18 protein-coding genes are annotated in these 16,838 nt (G+C 67.6%); 8 read left to right on the top strand and 10 right to left on the bottom strand.

Annotation, left to right across the window (positions count from 1 at the left end; translation table 11 throughout):
- The first annotated feature begins 15 nt into the window (after positions 1-15).
- The gene (locus G6N55_RS10505; protein WP_085220075.1) at positions 16-1,518 is read left to right on the top strand and encodes a sensor histidine kinase; all 1,503 of its coding nucleotides are present in this window, start codon (positions 16-18) and stop codon (positions 1,516-1,518) included.
- A gap of 61 nt (positions 1,519-1,579) precedes the next feature.
- Here the strand turns inward: G6N55_RS10505 and whiB1 are convergent, their stop codons facing one another.
- Positions 1,580-1,834 (bottom strand): transcriptional regulator WhiB1, encoded by a 255-nt coding sequence (gene whiB1, locus G6N55_RS10500; protein ID WP_085220076.1) that lies wholly within the window; start codon positions 1,832-1,834, stop codon positions 1,580-1,582.
- Between the two features lie 283 nt (positions 1,835-2,117).
- Positions 2,118-3,083, bottom strand: coding sequence for a diacylglycerol/lipid kinase family protein (locus tag G6N55_RS10495; RefSeq protein ID WP_085220077.1), 966 nt, complete (start codon positions 3,081-3,083; stop codon positions 2,118-2,120).
- Positions 3,084-3,174: 91 nt separating this feature from the next.
- Here G6N55_RS10495 and G6N55_RS10490 point away from each other — a divergent pair, with 91 nt between their 5' ends.
- The gene (locus G6N55_RS10490) at positions 3,175-3,630 is read left to right on the top strand and encodes a hypothetical protein (protein WP_085220078.1); all 456 of its coding nucleotides are present in this window, start codon (positions 3,175-3,177) and stop codon (positions 3,628-3,630) included.
- Here the strand turns inward: G6N55_RS10490 and G6N55_RS10485 are convergent.
- From G6N55_RS10485 to G6N55_RS10475, 3 genes are read right to left on the bottom strand one after another with little or no spacing between them, the layout of a single operon-like run.
- The gene (locus G6N55_RS10485) at positions 3,582-4,064 is read right to left on the bottom strand and encodes a GNAT family N-acetyltransferase (protein ID WP_085220079.1); all 483 of its coding nucleotides are present in this window, start codon (positions 4,062-4,064) and stop codon (positions 3,582-3,584) included. The genes G6N55_RS10490 and G6N55_RS10485 overlap by 49 nt on opposite strands.
- A complete protein-coding gene (locus tag G6N55_RS10480; RefSeq protein ID WP_085220080.1) occupies positions 4,061-5,161 on the bottom strand; it encodes an isochorismate synthase in 1,101 nt (366 codons plus the stop codon). Before G6N55_RS10480 ends, G6N55_RS10485 begins: the two co-directional genes overlap by 4 nt.
- Entirely contained in the window at positions 5,158-5,754 is a 597-nt protein-coding gene (locus G6N55_RS10475; RefSeq protein WP_085220081.1) for an acid phosphatase, read from the bottom strand. Before G6N55_RS10475 ends, G6N55_RS10480 begins: the two co-directional genes overlap by 4 nt.
- A gap of 75 nt (positions 5,755-5,829) precedes the next feature.
- On the opposite strand from G6N55_RS10475, the gene G6N55_RS10470 reads away from it, so the two are divergent.
- Positions 5,830-6,630 (top strand): ParA family protein, encoded by an 801-nt coding sequence (locus G6N55_RS10470; RefSeq protein ID WP_085220113.1) that lies wholly within the window; start codon positions 5,830-5,832, stop codon positions 6,628-6,630.
- Positions 6,631-6,644: 14 nt separating this feature from the next.
- On the opposite strand, the gene G6N55_RS10465 is transcribed toward G6N55_RS10470, so the two are convergent.
- Together G6N55_RS10465 and G6N55_RS10460 are read right to left on the bottom strand one after the other, a co-directional pair.
- Complete coding sequence (locus tag G6N55_RS10465; protein ID WP_085220082.1) at positions 6,645-7,865, bottom strand: Rv3212 family protein; 1,221 nt, start codon at positions 7,863-7,865, stop codon at positions 6,645-6,647.
- Positions 7,866-7,879: 14 nt separating this feature from the next.
- Positions 7,880-9,385 carry a DEAD/DEAH box helicase gene (locus tag G6N55_RS10460; RefSeq protein ID WP_085220083.1) on the bottom strand — a complete coding sequence of 502 codons (1,506 nt, stop codon included), beginning with the start codon at positions 9,383-9,385 and terminating at the stop codon, positions 7,880-7,882.
- Between the two features lie 252 nt (positions 9,386-9,637).
- Between G6N55_RS10460 and G6N55_RS10455 the strand changes: the two genes are divergently transcribed.
- On the top strand, positions 9,638-10,333 hold the full coding sequence (locus tag G6N55_RS10455; RefSeq protein WP_085220084.1) for a ferritin-like fold-containing protein: 696 nt from the start codon (positions 9,638-9,640) through the stop codon (positions 10,331-10,333).
- A gap of 3 nt (positions 10,334-10,336) precedes the next feature.
- On the opposite strand, the gene G6N55_RS10450 is transcribed toward G6N55_RS10455, so the two are convergent.
- Positions 10,337-11,110, bottom strand: a complete 774-nt coding sequence (locus G6N55_RS10450; RefSeq protein WP_372517581.1) for an MmpS family transport accessory protein — start codon at positions 11,108-11,110, stop codon at positions 10,337-10,339.
- A gap of 196 nt (positions 11,111-11,306) precedes the next feature.
- On the opposite strand from G6N55_RS10450, the gene G6N55_RS10445 reads away from it, so the two are divergent.
- Positions 11,307-11,576, top strand: coding sequence for a DUF3107 domain-containing protein (locus tag G6N55_RS10445; protein WP_085220085.1), 270 nt, complete (start codon positions 11,307-11,309; stop codon positions 11,574-11,576).
- On the opposite strand, the gene G6N55_RS10440 is transcribed toward G6N55_RS10445, so the two are convergent.
- A complete protein-coding gene (locus G6N55_RS10440; protein ID WP_085220115.1) occupies positions 11,563-12,249 on the bottom strand; it encodes a TetR/AcrR family transcriptional regulator in 687 nt (228 codons plus the stop codon). The genes G6N55_RS10445 and G6N55_RS10440 overlap by 14 nt on opposite strands.
- Positions 12,250-12,436: 187 nt before the next feature.
- On the opposite strand from G6N55_RS10440, the gene G6N55_RS10435 reads away from it, so the two are divergent.
- The 3 genes from G6N55_RS10435 (at position 12,437) to G6N55_RS10425 (ending at position 15,795) form a co-directional block, all read left to right on the top strand.
- Entirely contained in the window at positions 12,437-13,465 is a 1,029-nt protein-coding gene (locus G6N55_RS10435; protein ID WP_085220086.1) for a DUF3152 domain-containing protein, read from the top strand.
- Between the two features lie 173 nt (positions 13,466-13,638).
- Complete coding sequence (gene moeZ, locus G6N55_RS10430; RefSeq protein WP_085220087.1) at positions 13,639-14,832, top strand: adenylyltransferase/sulfurtransferase MoeZ; 1,194 nt, start codon at positions 13,639-13,641, stop codon at positions 14,830-14,832.
- Between the two features lie 108 nt (positions 14,833-14,940).
- A complete protein-coding gene (locus tag G6N55_RS10425; RefSeq protein ID WP_085220088.1) occupies positions 14,941-15,795 on the top strand; it encodes a TIGR02569 family protein in 855 nt (284 codons plus the stop codon).
- On the opposite strand, the gene G6N55_RS10420 is transcribed toward G6N55_RS10425, so the two are convergent.
- A complete protein-coding gene (locus G6N55_RS10420; RefSeq protein ID WP_163667730.1) occupies positions 15,792-16,784 on the bottom strand; it encodes an IS481 family transposase in 993 nt (330 codons plus the stop codon). The genes G6N55_RS10425 and G6N55_RS10420 overlap by 4 nt on opposite strands.
- Positions 16,785-16,838 lie beyond the last annotated feature (54 nt).

Raw genomic sequence — 16,838 nt, 5'->3', positions numbered from 1 at the left:
ACGCGGGAGCATTTGATGTCCACGCTCGGTGACCTGCTGGCCGAACACACCGTCCTGCCCGGCAACGCCGTGGACCACCTGCACGCGGTGGTCGGGGAGTGGCAGCTGTTGGCCGACCTGTCGTTCGCCGACTACCTGATGTGGGTGCGCCGCGACGACGGCGTGCTGGTCTGTGTGGCGCAATGCCGGCCGAACACCGCGCCCACGGTGCTGCAGACCGACTCGGTGGGCAGCGTCGTGGAAGCCGAGCGGCTACCGCTGGTCGCGGAGACCTTCGCTTCGGGCGCCCCGCAGCTGGAAACCGGTGCGCAACAACAAGATTTGTGGCAACTTCCCGGGCCGCACGTCGCGGCGTCGCCGGTGCGCTACGCCGATCAGGTGGTGGCGGTTCTCACCCAGCACCAAACCACGCTGACGGCTAATCAGAATTCCGGGCACCTGGAAACCGCCTACCGCGACTGCGCCGCGGATCTGGTGCACATGCTGGCCGACGGCACCTTTCCCGACGTGCGTGACGTCGCCATGTCGCGCTCCACGCCACGCGTGGGCGACGGATTCATCCGCATCGACGTCGACGGTGTGGTCGTCTACGCCAGCCCCAACGCCCTGTCGGCGTACCACCGCATGGGACTGACGAGCGAGTTGGAGGGTCACAACCTCATCCGGATCACGCGGCCGCTGATCTCGGACTCGTTTGAAGCCCAAGAGATGGCCGAGCACGTGCAGGACTTGCTGGCCGGCGGCAAGAGCATGCGCATGGAGGTCGATGCCGGCGGTGCCACGGTGCTGCTGCGGACGTTGCCGCTGGTGGTGCACGGCGCCGGCGTGGGCGCCGCGGTGCTGATTCGCGATGTGACCGAGGTGAAACGCCGCGACCGGGCCCTGATCTCCAAGGACGCCACGATCCGCGAGATCCACCATCGCGTGAAGAACAACCTGCAAACGGTCGCGGCGCTGCTGCGCCTGCAGGCCCGCCGGACGGTGAACGCCGAAGGTCGCGAGGCGCTGATCGAATCGGTGCGCCGAGTGTCGTCGATCGCCCTGGTCCACGACGCGTTGTCGATGTCGGTCGACGAGCAGGTGAACCTCGACGAGGTGATCGACCGGATCTTGCCGATCATGAACGACGTGGCCTCGGTCGACCGGCCGATCCGGATCAACCGCGTCGGTGATCTGGGCGTGCTCGACTCCGACCGCGCCACGGCGCTGATCATGGTGATCACCGAGCTGGTGCAGAACGCGATCGAGCACGCGTTTGACCCGGCTGCCCAGGAAGGGTCGGTGACGATTCGCGCCGAGCGCTCGGCGCGCTGGCTCGATGTGGTGGTGCACGACGACGGGCGCGGGCTGCCCGAAGGCTTCAGCCTGGAGAAATCCGACAGCCTGGGCCTACAGATCGTGCGCACCCTGGTGGCGGCCGAGCTGGACGGCACGCTCGGGATGCGTCGGGGACCCCAGGGCGGCACCGACGTGGTGCTGCGGGTGCCGATCGGCCGTCGGTCCAGGCTGCTGCTGTAACTGCCCACGCAACAGCGCGGCCCCGACAGCTTGTCGGGGCCGCGCTGTTCAGAGACTGGGGTCAGACTCCGCTGCGGGCCTTCGTCCGGGCGTTGCGGCGCTTGAGCGCACGCCGCTCGTCTTCGCTCATACCGCCCCACACGCCGGAGTCCTGACCGGTGTTCAGTGCCCATCCGAGGCACTCCGTGGTCACCGCACACCGATTGCAGACCAGTTTCGCGTCAGCGATCTGCGCGAGCGCCGGGCCGCTGTTCCCAACCGGGAAAAACAGCTCCGGGTCCTCGTCGCGACACACCGCCTTGTGGCGCCAATCCATAAGTAGTTACTCCTCACTATGTGCGCAGCATCGCGCACTTGCGTTATTCTTCGGCTCTTAACGCTTGCATGAGTAAGGGTCCGTTCGGTACCCCCACAATCGCTGCATGCAACCTTTCGATCGTTTCACAGGCACAACAGATGTCAATAGCGTGAGTTAGTGCGTGGGCTATCTCACTTTGGTTAAGGCTTAGTCAAGCCCTCACTCCGTTGTACTACATTCGCCGATTACCTTGCCGAGAATTTTCGGCTCAGCCGGCCGTTTTGGTCGGCGTTTGCGCAGCTCAGGACGGTTTGCTTTGCGGAGGCGCCGCCACCGGAAGCACATCGCGCACCGCCCGGAACGTCATCGAATCGCGCGGGCCGAGGTACTCCCCGTCGTACTGGCTGGCGACCGGTTCGCCGCTGCACGTGATTCGCAGGCAAGGTGTGTCGTCATCGCGGACAAGTTGTTTGGCTTCCGGCTTCGGGTTCTTCGCCAGGATCTGACGGAGTAATCGAAGAGTGGGAATCACCTTCAAACTCGTGACCGCGAACACCCCGAGGCCCGACTCGAAGCTGCAGCCCGGGTTGGTCACCATCGGCCGGCTGTTGCTGTAGGTCCACGGCGTCGTGTTGGAGACCCAGGCGAACTGCACGCCCGAGACGGGATCACGGCCGGGTAGCTCCAGCGTCATGTCCGGCGCGCGGCGGCTGTAGCGAAGCGTGGCGGGCACCGCGACCCGCCAATAGCGCAGCGGCGTGACCTTGACGCCCTTGTTGCGCTGGGCCTCCACCGCGGCGACCACCTCGGCATCGACGCCCATTCCGGCGTTAATCACCGCGTACTGCTCGCCGCAGTCGATCAGGCTGATGCGTCGCCAGGTCTGGTGGCGGCGGTAGTCGTCGATCAGCTGGATCAGCTGGTTGGTGGCGGCGACCGGGTCCCGGGAGATTCCCAGCGACCTGGCCAGCACATTCGCCGATCCGCCTGGTACCACCGCGACCGCGGGGACGTGCGCCGGCGGCGTCGTGCCGGGACGGCCCAGGATGCCGTTGACGACTCCGCTCACCGAGCCGTCGCCGCCGTGCACGACGACCAGGTCCACCCCGCTCTCGGCGGCCGCGCGACCGAGTTCGGTCCCGTGACCGCGGTGGTTGGTGTGCTCGACGGTGAGGTCGAGGCGGCTCTTGAGCGCATGCGCCAGCAGATCGCGGCCGGCGGGCGTGGTGGACGTGGCTGCGGGATTCACGATCAGCACGGCTCGCATGACGCACGAGCTTATGCGGGGCGGTTAAGGCCGCGCTGCGGGGGAAGCGCGGGTGCGAGGGTGGGGCGTAGCGCGTGGCTACGCTGACGCTGTGAACCGCGCCCCCCGCAACCAGGAGGTACCGCCGCCCCCGTCGGCCGTTCGTCGCGCGGGATTCATCGTCGCGGCGCAGGGCCTGGCCGCACTGGTGATGGCCGTGGCCCTGGTGGTGCGCGCGATTGCCGGAGCCGACCAACGGGTGGTCAACGGTGTGGGCACCGCACTCTGGTTCCTGGTGATCGGCGCCGTGGTGCTGGCCGCCGGCCGCGCACTGGTCGTCGGCCGGCGCTGGGGACGCGGGCTGGCGGTCTTCACCCAGCTGCTGCTGTTGCCGGTGGCCTGGTACCTCGCGGTGGGTTCGCACCGGCCGGCCTTCGGCATACCGCTGGCCGTCGTGGCGCTGACGGCATTGCTCCTGCTCTTCAGTCCCTCGGCGCTGCGCTGGGTCGCCGGGGCCGATCAGCGCGGGCCGGCCAGCTCGGACAGTGCCGACCCGGACAGCCGGTAGGTGGTCCACTCTCGTTGTGGTTGCCCGCCGATCTCGTCGTACAGCGCGATCGCGTCGGCGTTCCAGTTCAGCACCGCCCACGACAACCGCGTGTAGCCGTTGTCGACGCATTCGGCCGCCAGGGTTGCCAGCAGTGCGCGGGCCAGGCCGCGACGGCGAAATCCGGGCCGTACGAACAGATCTTCGAGGTAGACGCCCCCGACGCCGTCCCAGGTGGAGAAGTTGATGAACCACAGCGCCATCGCGGCGATCTCGCCGTCGACTTCGGCGACATGTCCATATGCGATCGGCGAGTTGCCGAAAAGTGCTGTGGAGATTTGGTTTTCGGTGACGGTGCATTCGTCGGCGGCGTGCTCGAATTCGGCCAGCGCGTGGATCATGTCGGTAATGGCGGCCGCATCTTCGGGTCTGGCGCGACGGATGGTTTCGCTCACTGCTCAACTCCCAGCGCGTTAAGTATCGTGGCGAATTTCGTTGTGGTTTCGTCAACTTCGGCATCGGGATCGGATTCCGCGACAATGCCGCCGCCGGCGCGGGCCAGCGCGGCGCGGCGATCGGCCGACAGCTGCGCACAGCGGATGGACACCACCCAGTAGCCGTCGCCGCTGGCATCGCACCAGCCCACCGCGCCGGCATAGAAACCGCGGTCGCCTTCGAGTTCGGCGATCAATTCCGATGCGGCCTTGGCCGGTACCCCTCCGACCGCCGGCGTGGGATGCAATGCCAGCGCCAAATCGATTGCGGTGGTTGACTTATCGCGCAGCCGGCCGCTGATCGGTGTGCACAGATGCCATACCGCGGCGGTGCGGCTCAACTGCGGCTCGGGTGCGATGGTCAGCTCGTCGCACAGCGGTTCCAGCGCGGCCCGCATCGTGTCGATGACCAGCTGATGCTCGTGGCGGTCCTTGGCGGACGCGGCCAGCGCGGCGCCGTTGGCGGCATCGCGTTGCGGATCCGCCGCGCGTGGAGCCGAACCCGCGAACGGCTGGCAGCTCACCCGGTCGCCGGAGCGGGCGACCAGCAGCTCCGGGCTCGCGCCCACCAGTGCCGCGCCCGCGTACTCGGGGCCGGCAGCGGTCAGGTCGGCCAGGTAGCAGTAGGCCGCCGGATCGTTGGCCGCCAGGCGGCGCAGAATGACGCGGGCGTCCAGCGCGTCGTCGGCGGTCAGTTGCAAAGCCCGGGCCAGCACCACCTTGCTCAGTGACGTGTTCGGTGCCCTCAGCTCATCGCGGGCGCGGCTGATCCGGGCGCGGTAGTCGGCCGGCGGCGGGATCGCGGCGACGATGCGCACGCCGGGTAGCGGGTCCGTCGGCCAGTCGGGCGCCCCGACGCTGCGCGACACCGTCTGGGGCACCAGCAATGCTGCGGGTCGTTGCACATCAAAAGGCAACGCGCCCAACACTATTGGAGCCGACCCCGAGATCAGCGCGGCCTGTGCGGCGCCCACGTCGCGGTAGCGCGTCCGCACGCCCTCGCCGATCAGGGTGCCTCGCGGGCCGCACAGTGCGAACGGCGGTTCGACCGAGCTCACACCGTCTGACCGGTCAGCCCGAGGGCGAGAAGCTGCTGTGCCCCATGCTCGAAGCCGCACATCGCGACCGAGGCGGTGCGCATGCCGAATCGGCGGCCCTCGATCAGCGGCAGTTCGACCCAGCGCGTGATCACCGCGCGGGAGAAGTGACCGTGGCTGACGAACACCACGTCACGCGATTCCATGTATTGGTACGCCAGCGCGATCGCCGCGTCGGCGCGGTCGCTGACCTGCGCGACGCTCTCACCGCCGGGGCAGCCGTGCGTCCACACCAGCCAGTCGGGCACCGTTTCGCGGATCGTTTCGGTTGTGACGCCTTCGTATTCGCCGTAATCCCATTCGGCGAGCAGCGGCGAGACCTCGTCGACGGTCAGGCCCGCCAAGTCGGCGGTGACCCTGGCGCGTGTGCGCGGGCTGCTGATCACCAGTGGATTGTCCAGGCCCAGCCCGCTGAGCACGGTGCCAGACAGCTTGGCCTGCGTTCGGCCGTTTTCGGTCAGGTCGATATCGGTCCGGCCGGTGTGCTGGCCGGATTTTGACCACTCGGTCTCGCCATGGCGGAGTAGGACCAGTCGGTGGTTGTGCAAGCCCATGTCGAGTGATTCTGCCCCAGACTTGCGGGGCGGTCGTCCTTAGCTCCCGGCCCGGAACGTGCCAGGATGGCAGGTGTGAGTGAAGCGCGCATATTGGCGGTAGCCAACCAGAAGGGTGGCGTCGCCAAGACGACGACGGTTGCCTCGCTGGGCGCGGCGATGGTGGAAAAAGGACGGCGAGTATTGCTTGTCGACCTCGATCCGCAGGGTTGCCTGACGTTCTCGCTCGGTCAAGATCCCGACAAGTTGCCGGCGTCGGTGCACGAGGTGCTGCTCGGTGAGATCGAACCGAGCGCCGCCCTGGTCACCACGATGGAGGGAATGACGCTGCTGCCGGCCAACATTGACTTGGCGGGCGCCGAGGCGATGCTGCTGATGCGGGCCGGCCGTGAGTACGCGCTCAAGCGCGCACTGGCCAAAGTCGCCGACCAATTCGACGTGGTCATCATCGACTGCCCGCCGTCGCTCGGCGTGCTCACCCTCAACGGGCTGACGGCCGCCGACGAGGTGATCGTGCCGTTGCAGTGCGAGACGCTGGCCCATCGCGGCGTCGGCCAATTCCTGCGCACCGTCGCCGATGTCCAGCAGATCACCAACCCGAAGCTGCGGCTGCTGGGTGCATTGCCGACGTTGTACGACTCGCGAACCACCCACACCCGCGATGTGCTGCTCGATGTCGCGGACCGCTACGACTTGCCGGTGCTCGCGCCGCCGATCCCGCGCACCGTGCGCTTCGCCGAGGCCAGCGCGTCGGGCTCATCGGTGATGTCCGGGCGCAAGAACAAGGGCGCGGTGGCCTACTCCACGCTGGCGCAGGCGTTGATCAAGCACTGGAAGTCCGGCAAACCGCTGCCGACCTTCGCGGTCGAGGCGTAGCACCGGGCCGGGGTCTAGCCCAGGGCAACCACGGTGTCACCGCGCTGCTCGAACACCCGCGAGCCCGACACGGCCGGGACGACGGCGCGATTGCTCGGCGCCCGGTCCACCGGAATGTAGCGCTCGTTGGCTCCAGTCATGGGGTCATAGACGCCGATCGCGCCGGTGACCGGGATGAGCAGCTTGCCCGCCATCATGGTGCCGGGGCCCAACGGGACCGTCGTGTCGCCCGCGGCGATGGTGTAGCGCAGGTTCAGACTGCTCGCGTCGAAAACCAGAACGGAATCGCCGGTCCACCACGTCATCAGGTTGCCCGCTTGCGACACCGCCGAATTCGACGGCGGCTTGGGCAGCAGCGCGCTCGCCACCGTGGTGCCCATTTCATCGATCACGTCGACCCTGGGCTGCGCGCCGGCTGTTCCGGGCAGATACACGGCCGTGTTGCTCTGCCAGACGGTCAGCACGCGGGCACCCGAGTTCACCCCGATTCCGGGCTCGGAGACCAGATGCTGCGACGGCTCGTCGTCTTCCTTGCCGGGGCGCAGCAGAGCGAGCCGCAAATCGGCCTGGTTGGCGCATTTCTCCAGCACCGAAACCTGCAACGAGCTGGCCGCCGCCGAGTACAGCTTGCATCCCGAGTGCAGGCCCCGCGACGACGGTTTCACCCGGGCGTCGGTCTCGCCGTAGGCAAGCATCCGGACCATGTCCGAACGCCACAGTTCCAGGCGCGTGTTGCCGGCCGACAACACCGTCGTGCCGTCGGAGGACAGGTGCACCTGCGGGTCGGCGTAGCTACTGCGGGCGGCCCCGCGGCGACCGGTGGACCCGTCGACGGTGCTGACCTGACCGCAACCGCGGTCGTCGCGGTACACCGCGACCGCGTAGTGGTAGACCCAGGACAGGCCGCACAAGTCGGCGTCGCGGGAGTAGCTCCAGCGCGTCTGGCCGGTGCCGGCGTCGCGCCCGTCCACCTGTCGGCCGTCGCCGGTGGCCACGGTCCCGCCCACGATCACCGGTGCCGTGGTGGCGGCGCTGGGGGCCGTCCACAGCTGCTTCAGGCTGGCCGGCACCTGCTTGGCCAAGGTCGGGTTGGGCGCCGGCGTCGCGGCGGGCCGGCTGATGGTGGCCCGGGCATCGCTGGTCCACCAGATCAGCGACGCCGTGGCGGCGACGACGACCGCGATCGCCGCGGCGGCCAACAGATCGCCTTTGGTCCGGCGTTCGGGTTTGACCATGCCTGGGTGTTGGCTCAGTTGGCGTGCGTGGTGGCTTCCGCCGGCTTGCGGCGGCGACGGCGGCGACGGTTGGCATTGCCGTTGGTGCCATTGCCGGACGCCGAGTCCGACGGCGACTCCGCGGCGGATTCGCCGTCGCTGCCGTTGCCGGCCGGGTGGCCGCTCACCGGCTGGCCACCGCGGGTGCGGCGGCGCCGGTTGGCCGGGCGGGCGCGCGCCGGCTTCTCCGCAGGCGCGCCGCGGTCGGTTTCGCGGCGCTTGACCGGCGACTTCCGCGGCGTGCCGACCGTCCCGGTGGCCTCGGTCGGAATGCCCAGCTCGGTGTACAGGTGCGGCGAGTTGGAGTAGGTCTCGGCCGGATCGGGGGAGCCCAGGTTCAGCGCCTTGTCGATCGCCGTCCAGCGCGGCAGTTCATCCCAGTCGACCAGGGTGACGGCGATACCGGTCTTCCCGGCGCGACCGGTACGGCCGATCCGGTGCACGTAGGCCTGCTCGTCCTCGGGGATCTGGTAGTTGATTACGTGGGTGATGTCGTCGATGTCGATGCCGCGGGCCGCGACGTCGGTGGCCACCAGCACGTCGACGTCGCCGTTGCGGAACGCCTTGAGTGCCTTCTCGCGGGCGATCTGCCCGAGGTCGCCGTGCACGGCGCCGACCTTGAAGCCGCGCTCGGCCAGCTCGTCGGCGACCTTCTGCGCGGTGCGCTTGGTGCGGGTGAAGATCATCGTCGCGCCGCGGCCGTCGGCCTGCAGGATCCGGCTGACCATCTCCACCTTGTCCAGCGCGTGGGCGCGGAAGACGAACTGCTCGGTGGTGTCGTGGGTGGCCGCCGAGTGCGGCGCCTCGGCGCGGATGTGGGTGGGCTGCACCATGAAGGTGCGGGCCAGCGTGATGATCGGGTCCGGCATGGTCGCCGAGAACAGCATCGACTGCCGGTCGGCCGGGATCTGGCGCAGGATGCGCTCGATGTCCGGCAAGAAGCCCAGGTCCAGCATTTCGTCGGCCTCGTCGAGGACCAGCACCGACAGCCCGCCCAGCTGCAGGTGCCCCTGCTGGGAGAGGTCGAGCAGCCGGCCCGGGGTGCCCACCACGACGTCGGCACCGGTGCGCAGCGCGTCGATCTGGGGTTCGTAGGCCCGTCCGCCGTAGATCGACACCACCGACAGGCGGCGGCCTTCGTCGGCGGTCAGATGCTTGGCGGCGGCGGCCAGGTCCTCGGTGACCTGGAGGCAGAGTTCGCGGGTGGGCACCACGATCAGGGCGCGCGGCGTGCCGTTGAGCGGCCGTGCGCCGACGCCGTTGGTGATGCGCTGCAGCAGCGGGACGCCAAACGCGAGGGTCTTGCCCATACCGGTGCGGGCCTGGCCGATCACGTCGTCGCCGGCCAGCGCCATCGGGAGGGTGAGCTCCTGGATGGCAAAGGCGTGCTCGATGCCCTTTTCGGCGAGGGCCCGGACTATTTCTTCGCGGACGCCGAGCGCGGCAAATGTCGGTTCAGTTTTGCTTGTCAATGCAGTCATGCGTGAGTGATGTACCTTTCGGTGACTTATTCGATTTGGTCGGTTCTCTGTCGCGGTCACGCGCGCACGAGTTCCGACTCCGAATACGTCTCCGAGTCGCCAGGCCCTGCTGAGATTTGGGCGGGCCAGCGGTGCACGCACATTTCGCCGATAGCGCCGGTCTGAAGAAATACAGCCGCTATCTATCTGCATGATAGCTGGTCGACAGCTCACACCCATCTTCTTCCAGGTCCGCCGACTACAGTGATGCCCATGACTTCGGCCTCCTCTGCCGACCGAGTAGACGATTCGCCTTCCGTAGGACTGACCGCGGAACATCCGGGCGTCAACGAGCTGTTCGCGGTGCTCGCCTATGGCGAGGTGGCCGCGTTTTACCGGCTGACCGACGAGGCCCGTATGGCCCCTGACCTGCGGGGACGGATCTCGATGGCGAGCATGGCGGCCGCCGAGATGAAGCACTACGAGCTGCTCCACGATGCCCTGGAAAAGCGGGGCGTCGACGTCGTTTCGGCGATGTCGAGGTATGTCTCCGCGATCGAGAACTACCACCGGCTGACGATGCCCAGCACCTGGCTGGAAGCACTGGTGAAGACCTATGTCGGTGACGCGCTGGCCGCCGACCTCTACCTCGAGATCGCCGGCGGGCTGCCCGACGAGGTGGCCGACGTGGTGCGCGCGGCCCTGTCGGAAACCGGGCACTCGCAGTTCGTCGTCGCCGAAGTCCGTGCCGCGGTGACCGCCAGCGGCAAACAGCGCAGCCGGCTGGCGCTCTGGGCCCGCCGGCTGTACGGCGAAGCCATCACCCAGGCCCAATATCTGCTGGCCGATCATGACGAGCTGGTCGACCTGGTGTTGTCGGGTGCCGGCGGCCTGGGTCAGCTCGGCGCGTTTTTCGAGCGTCTGCAGCAAACCCACGACCGGCGGATGCGCGAGCTCGGTCTGAGCTGAGTCCTACTTGGTGCAGGTCGCCAGGTTCGCGTTGTTGGCCGACGCCACCTCGACCTGGCCCAAGGCGTTGACGATCGCGCAATTGAGCTTGCCCACGATGCTGGTCGCGACGACGGACTGGGTCGTCACGCCCGGATTCAGCACGACCACCTTCGTCCACGGTAGCGACACATTGAACTCGGTCTGCGGGTAGCCACGGGCGTCGGTGTAGACGACGTTCACCAGATCCAGCAGCGTCTTCGTCCCGGTCACGCTGTAGTAGATGGTGCTCGGATTGACTGTGGCCCTGGGCGATACGACCGCGGGAGGCGGCACGGCCAGCGGCGGAGTCGTCAGCGCCGCGCTCGGCGGCGCCAAGGTGGTGACCGTTTCCGGTGGTAGCTGCGGCGCCCGCGAGGTGCTCGGTGCCGGGCGCTGTGACGCGCTCGGCGGGCTGGTGGTCCGGGGTGCGGCGCTCACCGTCGTGGGAGCCGGTGGCGCGATGGTGGCCTTCGTCGACGCGCTGTCGCCGCTGTTGATGATCACCGCGGTCGCGATCGCGCCGATCGCCACTACTGCACCGAGCACCGCGACGGCCGGGCGCATGCCTCCGATGGGCCAGAGGAGCTCCTTGAGCTCGTCGTACTCCTCGTACTCCTCGTGGTCCTCGTCGTCGGCGTACTCGTCATCGTCGTAGCCGTCGTAGTCGGCTCCGTCGTAGTCGTCATCGGGGTAGTCGTGGCCGGGGCCACAAGCTAGGCCGTTGCGATCGTCGAGTGTGTTTCTGATGATGCCGATGTTACGGACGTGAAGGTACAAGAACGGGCGCCGTGCGCCACCTTGACCCAGCTGGGAGCCAATCGTTATCTGTCGTTAGAAACGGTTTCGCTGACCGCGAACCGTCCCCGGTGCCCCTCTGCTCGGAGTGCACCGGCGGCGTCCATTAACCTGCAGCTGACACGCCTGCGACGGAATATCAACGGAAGGGGCCATCGTGGAGGTCAAGGTCGGTATCACGGACAGTCCGCGCGAGCTGGTGTTCGCCAGCGCCCAGACGCCCGCGGAGGTCGAAGATGCCGTGAGCGCCGCACTTCGTGAAGGCTCGGGACTGCTGGGCCTGACCGACGAGAAGGGCCGCCGCTTCCTGATCCACACCGCCAAGATTGCCTACGTCGAGATCGGTGCCGCCGACGGCCGTCGGGTCGGCTTCGGAATCGGAGCGGACGCCGGGGCGAAGACCGGGAAGGCCGCTAAGAGCGAGTAAGCGGCACGTGTGACAGCCCTCCCCAGGCGAACGCGACGGTGCCGTCGACGGCGTCCGATTTCGAGATCGGGCGGTCGGAGTCCAGCCAGTACCTGGCGCAGTCGACGCTGATGCCGACCAATCCCACCGCGATCATTCGGGCGCGGTGCGGATCCAGTCCGGAATCGGCGCTGATCAGCGCGAAAACCGCGTCGATGCACGATTCGGTGGCTGCTCGCACCTGGGTGGCGACCTCGGGCTCGGTGACGAAGTCGTTCTCGAAAATCAGCCGATAGCCCTGGCTGTCGTGCTCGATGAAATCGAAGAACGCCTGGATCGCCGCACGCAACCGCTGCCGGTTGTCGGTGGTGGTGCTCAGGGCGTTCTGCACGCCCGAAACCAGGTTCTCGACGTGGCGATCGAGCACCGCCAGATACAGCTCGAGCTTGCTGGAAAAGTGTTGATACAGAACGGGTTTGCTGACCCCTGCCCGATCGGCGATCTCGTCCATGCCTGCCGCGTGATAGCCGTGGTCGACAAACACATCGCTGGCTACGATCAGTAATTGGCCGCGACGTTCGTCGCGCGGCAACCGGTTACCCCGCCGGTTCGAGGTCGCTATGCCGTCACTCGGCCGACCCCGGTCACCCGTTCTGACGGCACGCCGTGCCGCCGACTTGGCGAGATCGCTCACTTGATCCTCATTTGAATTGTGGCGGCCGACCATCCGCATCGACGGGCCAGCCGCGCGCCGCTCGTCGCACAGACATTACTACCCATGGGGTACCTGCGACCGGCATCGGCACTGTCGACGCAGGCTGAACCGGTGTCGTAGGGCGCGCCAGGGGCACCCACGGTCCCGGCTGTGCCATCCTGGGGCAATGACGTCCGAGCCGCCCGTGCCCGGCCCCGGTCGAGTGCCGGTGCTGCGTGACGAGTGGCGAGAACCGCTTCGCGCGCTGCGGGACCCGATCGCGTTGGGCACCGGGCGCGCCCGGGCCGATCGCGACCGTGGCCGCCAGTGGCGGAAGCAAACGTGGCTGGGCCGGTTCATCTCCACGTACGGCTGGCGCGCCTATGCGCTGCCCGTTCTGGTGGCGCTGACCGCGGTGGTCCTCTACCAGACGGTGACCGGCGTCGGCGCGCCGCAACCGACGGCAAGTAAGCCCGCCATCCAGGGGCCCCCAGCCATCGGGGCGGTGGGCACGGCCATCCTCGACGCACCGCCGCGCGGCCTGGCCACCTTCGACGCCAACCTCCCCGCCGGGACACTGCCGGATGGCGGCCCGTTCACCGAAGCCGGCGACAAGACCTGGAGCGTCGTGCCCGGCACCACGCCGCAGATCGGTCAGGGCACGGCCAAGGTGTTCCGGTACACCGTCGAGGTCGAGAACGGCCTGGACCCCGCGATGTTCGGCGGTGAAGACGCTTTCGCCACGATGGTCGATCAGACGCTGGCCAACCCCAAAGGCTGGACGCACAATCCGCAATTCGCGTTCGTCAGGATCGACAACGGGAAACCCGACTTCCGCATTTCGCTGGTGTCGCCGGTGACGGTGCGCGAGGGGTGCGGCTACGAATTCCGGCTGGAGACCTCCTGCTACAACCCGGTCTACGGCCCGAACCGGGAGGCGCGGGTGTTCATCAACGAGGCGCGCTGGGTGCGCGGCGCCGTGCCGTTCGAGGGAGACGTCGGCTCGTACCGGCAGTACGTGATCGATCACGAGGTGGGCCACGCCATCGGCTACGTGCGCCACGAACCCTGCGACAAGCAGGGCGGATTGGCGCCGGTGATGATGCAGCAGACCTTCTCCACGTCCAACGACGACGCCGCGAAGTTCGACCCCGAATACGTCAAGGCCGACGGCAAGACCTGCCGCTTCAACCCCTGGCCGTATCCGATCGCCTGACCCTGCTGCGGCGCGCCGAGACTGCGCTCAGGGCTTGGGTCAATGGGCAAACCGCGATCTGTGCGCAGGCTCGACGCCGCTGTCGCAGGCTCGATCGCCTGGGGGAAGCAATCTCGGCGATTGAGGCGTTGACTGTAATTGTTGAGTAGCGAAGTCGACCGAGGAGATGTCGGGTGTCCACATCGTTGCCGCCACTAGTTGAGCCTGCCGGCGAGCTGAGTCGCCACGAAGTGGCGCGCTACAGCCGCCACTTGATCATTCCGGACATTGGTGTGGACGGGCAGAAGCGGCTGAAGAACGCGCGGGTGCTGGTGATCGGCGCCGGCGGACTCGGCGCCCCGGCGCTGCTGTACCTGGCCGCGGCCGGCGTCGGGACGATCGGCATCGTCGACTTCGACGTCGTCGACGAGTCGAACCTGCAGCGCCAGATCATCCACGGCGTCGCCGACGTCGGACGCGCCAAGGCGCAGTCGGCCCGCGATTCGATCCACGCGATCAATCCGCTGGTCGAGGTGCGACTTCACGAATTCCGGCTGGAGGCCAGCAACGCCGTCGACCTGTTCGGGCAGTACGACCTGATTGTGGACGGCACCGACAACTTCGCCACCCGGTACCTGGTCAACGATGCCGCGGTGCTGGCCGGAAAGCCATACATCTGGGGGTCGATCTACCGCTTCGAGGGTCAGGTTTCGGTGTTCTGGGAAGACGCTCCGGCCGATGAGGCCGGCAATGAGCGTGGCCTGAACTACCGCGACCTCTACCCGGAGCCGCCGCCGCCCGGCATGGTGCCCTCGTGCGCCGAAGGAGGCGTGCTGGGCATCATCTGCGCGTCGATCGCGTCGGTGATGGGCACGGAGGCGATCAAGCTGATCACCGGTATCGGCGAGCCACTGCTGGGCCGGTTGATGATCTACGACGCGCTGGAGATGAGCTACCGCACGATCAAGATCCGCAAGGACCCGGCCACGCCGAAGATCACCGAGCTGATCGACTACGAGGCATTCTGCGGTGCGGTTTCCGAAGGCGCGGCGCAGGCCGCCACCGGCTCGACGATCACCCCGCGGGAGTTGCGGGCGCTGCTCGACTCGGGCAAGAAGCTGGCCCTGATCGACGTTCGCGAGCCGGTCGAGTGGGACATCAATCACATCGACGGCGCCCAGCTGATCCCCAAGTCGTTGATCAGCTCCGGCGAGGGTCTGGCAAAGCTGCCGCACGACCGCAAGGCGGTGCTGTATTGCAAGACGGGCGTGCGCTCGGCCGAGGCGCTTGCAGCGGTCAAGAAGGCCGGTTTTGCCGATGCCGTCCACTTGCAGGGCGGAATCGTGGCGTGGGCGCAACAGATGCAGCCCGACATGGTCATGTACTGACGCATCGGCGCATCGTGACGACGCGCATCGTCGTCCGGCTGAGCTGGATTGCGGGGCTCCCCAGCGCGTCGTGACGACGCGCATCGTCGCCCGGCTAGGCTAACTCCCGTGAACGTCGAACCACCGCCGGAGCACGTGCTTTCGGCGTTTGGTTTGGCCGGCGTCAAGCCCATCGCCCTGGGCGCCAGCTGGGAGGGCGGCTGGCGATGCGGGGAAGTCGTCCTCTCCACCGTGGCGGACCATGCGCGCGCGGCCTGGTCTGCGCGGGTGCGGGAAACGCTGTTCGTCGACGGCGTGCGGCTGGCCCGGCCGGTCCGCTCGACCGACGGCCGCTACGTGGTCTCGGGATGGCGAGCGGACACGTTTGTCGCCGGCACGCCGGAGCCCCGCCACGACGAAGTCGTCTCGGCGGCGGTGCGCCTGCACGAGGCCACCGGCAAACTGGAGCGCCCCCGATTCCTCACCCAGGGACCGACCACGCCATGGGCGGACGTCGACGTGTTCATCGCCGCCGACCGCAGCGCGTGGGAAGAGCGACCGCTGCAGTCGATTCCGCCGGGCGCGCGTACCGCTCCGCCCAGCGCCGACGCCGAGCGCTCGGTCGAGCTGATCACCCAGCTCGCCACGCTGCGCAAGCCGACCAAGAGTCCCAACCAGCTGGTGCACGGCGATCTCTACGGGACGGTGCTTTTCGTCGGCACCGCGGCGCCGGGCATCACCGACATCACGCCGTACTGGCGTCCCGCGTCGTGGGCCGCCGGTGTGGTCGTCGTCGACGCGCTGTCCTGGGGTGAGGCCGACGACGGACTGATCGAACGCTGGAACGCCCTGCCGGAATGGCCACAGATGTTGTTGCGCGCGTTGATGTTCCGTCTGGCGGTGCACGCACTGCATCCACGTTCGACCGCCGAAGCATTCCCGGGCCTGGCCCGCACGGCGGCCCTGATCCGCCTGGTGCTCTAGGTGTACTGCCCAGGCAGGTTGGTCAACCGTGTGATGGGCGGGACCTTCCCGATCGCTGAGTGTTGCCGATGGTGATTGTAGGTATGCAGCCAGGGTGCTAATGCGGACCGGCGCTGGGCTTCGCTGTGGTAGTGACGGCTGAATGCCCATTCTGCTGCCATTGTGCGGTGGAAGCGCTCTGCTTTGCCGTTGGTCTGAGGCCGATATGGGCGGGTGTGTTTTGGCTTGACGCCGAGCTCTGAACACGCGTGTCGCCAGGCCTTGGACTTATAACAGCTGCCGTTGTCGGAAATCACTCGTTCAACGACGACTCCCCGCGCGCGGAACCAACTCACTGCTCGGCGTAGGACCGCTATAGCAGTGTCGGCGGTTTCATCGTCGTGGATCTCGGCATAGGCCGCCCGGGAGTGGTCGTCGACGACGGTATGGACAAAGGCGTGGCCGAGCAGCTCATCGCGATTGCGGCTGCGGCGGATGCCAGGCGTCGCCGCGCGATTCTTGCTGCCCTGCGCACGTCCGACGAACCGCCACCCGCCGCCAACAGGAATGTTGCCCAGTTTCTTGACATCGACGTGGATCAGCGAGCCTGGGTGTTCGTGCTCGTAGCGGCGAATCCGCTCACCCGTGCGGATATCGATGTGGGACAACCGGTTCAGTCGACACCGAACCAGCACCGCGTGAACCGTCGAGGCCGGCATCGACAGACGCGACGCGATCGCTAACGGCGAGAGGCGGTGCCGCCACCGCAACGCCACGATCCGCCGGACAACAACCTCTGGAGTGCGGCTGGGACAGTGGTGTGGCCGGCTCGACCGATCGCCCATCCCGACCACACCCATGGCCACATAGCGGCTAGCCCAACGCTTGGCGGTTGGCCAGGACACACGGAAATGTTCGGCTGCCCGGGCAATCGGCCAGCCTTCGTCAACAATGCGGCGCGCGAGCAACAACCGCCCACGAGGGGTCAATACGGCATTAGCGTGGACCACGAAGGTCTCCTGTTCGTTGTGGGTGCAGTGGTAGCAGCTCCACTCCACGACAGG

The sequence above is a fragment of the Mycobacterium florentinum genome (genome assembly GCF_010730355.1).
GTDB classification, from domain to species: Bacteria; Actinomycetota; Actinomycetes; order Mycobacteriales; family Mycobacteriaceae; genus Mycobacterium; species Mycobacterium florentinum.
The sequence above is the reverse complement of the archived record's forward strand: the minus strand, read 5'-3'. Positions and strand labels throughout refer to the sequence as shown.

Bases quoted from the DNA above. Each gene is read 5' to 3' on its own strand.
- G6N55_RS10455 (WP_085220084.1), top strand. From the start codon at position 9,638: ATGACTTCGGCCTCCTCTGCCGACCGAGTAGACGATTCGCCTTCCGTA.
- G6N55_RS10495 (WP_085220077.1), bottom strand. From the start codon at position 3,083: ATGCGAGCCGTGCTGATCGTGAATCCCGCAGCCACGTCCACCACGCCC.
- G6N55_RS10505 (WP_085220075.1), top strand. From the start codon at position 16: ATGTCCACGCTCGGTGACCTGCTGGCCGAACACACCGTCCTGCCCGGC.
- G6N55_RS10460 (WP_085220083.1), bottom strand. From the start codon at position 9,385: ATGACTGCATTGACAAGCAAAACTGAACCGACATTTGCCGCGCTCGGC.
- G6N55_RS10465 (WP_085220082.1), bottom strand. From the start codon at position 7,865: ATGGTCAAACCCGAACGCCGGACCAAAGGCGATCTGTTGGCCGCCGCG.
- G6N55_RS10435 (WP_085220086.1), top strand. From the start codon at position 12,437: ATGACGTCCGAGCCGCCCGTGCCCGGCCCCGGTCGAGTGCCGGTGCTG.
- G6N55_RS10475 (WP_085220081.1), bottom strand. From the start codon at position 5,754: ATGGGCTTGCACAACCACCGACTGGTCCTACTCCGCCATGGCGAGACC.
- whiB1 (WP_085220076.1), bottom strand. From the start codon at position 1,834: ATGGATTGGCGCCACAAGGCGGTGTGTCGCGACGAGGACCCGGAGCTG.